Annotated in this window: 3 protein-coding genes; all 3 read left to right on the forward strand. The window is 65.0% G+C overall.

From position 1 onward, the window contains the following. Positions 1–621: 2-keto-4-pentenoate hydratase (locus ACYP01_RS16235; protein ID WP_459681143.1), on the forward strand; the 621-nt coding region annotated here is incomplete at its 5' end. Beyond that, on the forward strand, positions 618–1,562 hold the full coding sequence (locus ACYP01_RS16240) for an acetaldehyde dehydrogenase (acetylating) (protein WP_003943168.1): 945 nt from the start codon (positions 618–620) through the stop codon (positions 1,560–1,562). The genes ACYP01_RS16235 and ACYP01_RS16240, both read left to right, overlap by 4 nt. Then, on the forward strand, positions 1,559–2,587 hold the full coding sequence (gene dmpG, locus ACYP01_RS16245; RefSeq protein ID WP_020909650.1) for a 4-hydroxy-2-oxovalerate aldolase: 1,029 nt from the start codon (positions 1,559–1,561) through the stop codon (positions 2,585–2,587). Before ACYP01_RS16240 ends, dmpG begins: the two co-directional genes overlap by 4 nt. The last annotated feature ends 235 nt before the right edge of the window (positions 2,588–2,822 follow it).

Below are 2,822 nucleotides of genomic sequence, written 5' to 3' on the forward strand. Positions count from 1 at the left end.
ATCGGCCTGACCTCGGTGGCAGTCCAGCAGCAGCTCGGTGTCGACCAGCCCGACCTCGGCGTGCTGTACGCCGACATGGAGTTCCCCGCCGGCGGCGCCATCCCCATGAGCCGTTTGATCCAGCCCAAGGTCGAAGCGGAAGTTGCCTTCGTGCTCGGTGCCGACCTCGTGGACGGACCGCTGGACAGTGCGCAGGTGCGCGGTGCGATCGACTACGCCGTCGCCGCGATCGAGATCTGCGACAGCCGCATCGAGTCGTGGGACATCAAGTTCGGTGACACCGTCGCCGACAATGCGTCCTCGGGCGTGTACGTCCTGGGAACTGAACGACGCACCCTCGACGAGGTGGAACCCGCCGGCGTCGTCATGTCGATGTCCGTCGACGGCACCGAGGTGTCCACCGGCGTCGGAACCGCCTGCCTGGGCGATCCGATCGAAGCCGTCGTCTGGCTCGCCCGCACTGCACGTGAGTTGGGGCAGCCGCTGACCGCAGGGCAGGTGATCCTGTCCGGCGCTCTCGGCCCCATGGCACCGGTCACCGCAGGCAACGTAGTCACCGTGACCGTCTCCGGGCTCGGTTCCGTCACCACCAGTTTCTCCAGCGAAGAGGACAACGCATGAGCAAGGTCAAGGTCGCGATCATCGGATCGGGCAACATCGGCACGGATCTGATGATCAAGGTGCTGCGTAACTCCGACTACCTGGAGATGGGCGCGATGGTCGGTATCGACCCCGCGTCGGACGGCCTCGCTCGCGCGGCGCGTCTGAACGTGCCGATCACGGCAGAAGGCGTCGAAGGCCTTGTCGGTCTGCCGAACTTCGACGAGATCGAGATCGTCTTCGACGCCACCTCGGCAAAGGCTCACGTGGCCAACAACGCGCGGCTGGCTCCCCTCGGCAAGCGCATGATCGACCTGACGCCTGCCGCGATCGGACCGTACGTCGTACCGGCTGTCAACGCGGACGAGCACTTGGACGCACCCAACGTCAACATGGTGACGTGTGGCGGCCAGGCCACCATCCCGATGGTTGCCGCTGTTTCTCGGGTCGTCCCGGTGGCGTATGCGGAGATCGTCGCGTCCATCGCCTCCAAGTCGGCCGGTCCCGGAACGCGCGCCAACATCGACGAGTTCACCGAGACCACGTCCGAGGCGATCGTGGCAGTCGGCGGCGCTCGTCGCGGCAAGGCCATCATCATCCTCAACCCCGCTGAGCCGCCGCTCATCATGCGCGACACGGTCTTCTGCCTCGTCGACGCACCGGACCCGGCTGTTCACGACGAGATCCGTCAGTCGATCGAGAAGATGGTCGGCGACGTCTCCGCGTATGTCCCCGGCTACCGACTCAAGCAGGAAGTCCAGATCACCGAGATCCCGGCCGACCAGCCCGTCGAGACATTGCTCGTCGACGGCAATCGCCCCACCCACCAGGTGTCGGTGTTCCTCGAGGTCGAGGGCGCGGCACACTACCTGCCTGCGTACGCCGGCAATCTCGACATCATGACGTCCGCCGGAATGCAGATCGCGGAGCGCATCGCCCAGCAGAAGGAAGCAACCAAGTGAGCAACCGCAAGATCTTCGTCCAGGACGTCACCCTTCGTGACGGCATGCACGCTGTCCGCCACCGCATTTCGCCCACCGACGTCAAGCGGATCGTCACAGCTCTCGACGCTGCCGGCGTCGACGCGATCGAAGTAGCACACGGTGACGGCCTCGCCGGCGGCTCGCTCAACTACGGCCCCGGCTCGAACACCGACTGGGAATGGATCGAAGCAGCGGCCGAGGTACTCGAGCACGCTCGTCTCACCACGCTGCTGCTTCCGGGTGTCGGCACGATCAGTGAACTCAAGCATGCTTACGACCTCGGTGTTCGCTCGGTTCGCGTTGCCACGCACTGCACCGAGGCCGACGTCTCCGCGCAGCACATCGAAACCGCCCGCGAGATCGGCATGGACGTCTCGGGCTTCCTGATGATGAGCCACATGGCGCCTGCCGAAGAACTGGCCAAGCAGGCCAAGTTGATGGAATCGTATGGCGCGCACTGCGTCTACGTCACCGACTCGGGTGGGCGTCTGGTGATGAACGACGTCGCGGATCGTGTTCGTGCATACCGCGACATCCTGGACGAGGGCACCGAAATCGGTATCCACGCCCATGAGAATCTCTCACTCTCGGTTGCCAATTCCGTTGTCGCAGTGCAGAACGGCGTCACCCGCGTCGATGCTTCGCTTGCCGGTCACGGCGCCGGTGCCGGCAACTGCCCCCTCGAGGCCTTCATCGCCGTCGCCAACATCGAAGAGTGGGAGCACGGCTGCGACCTGTTCGCCCTGCAGGATGCCGCCGACGACATCGTCCGACCGCTGCAGGACCGGCCGGTCCGCGTCGATCGCGAAACCCTCACTCTCGGCTACGCCGGTGTGTACTCGAGCTTCCTGCGCCACGCCGAAGCTGCGTCGGAGCGCTACGGAATCGACGTTCGCACACTGCTGCTCGAAGCTGGACGCCGCCGTTTGGTGGGTGGTCAGGAGGACATGATCGTCGACATCGCGCTCACCCTCGCAGCGCAGGCGACAAAGGAAGCTGTCTGACGCGCTGCCGAGTTCGCTGACACCCGAGTCCCGCTCCCGTCTCCGGACGGGGGCGGGACTTCTCAGTTGGGCTGAGAGTTTCCGCCGCGACGCCGCTCAACTCTGAAGCTGTTGTTGCCCAATAACGGCGAAGTGCCGATCTTCGCTACGGTGGATGACATGACCGAACCTGACAGCGACAAGCTGATACACCCGACTGCAACGGCGGGTTGTGCCGGCGTCGACATTCCGGACA

This window comes from Rhodococcus sp. no. 34 (genome assembly GCF_054589475.1).

Coding starts and splice junctions, on each gene's coding strand:
- ACYP01_RS16240 (WP_003943168.1), top strand. CDS start 618: ATGAGCAAGGTCAAGGTCGCGATCATCGGATCGGGCAACATCGGCACG.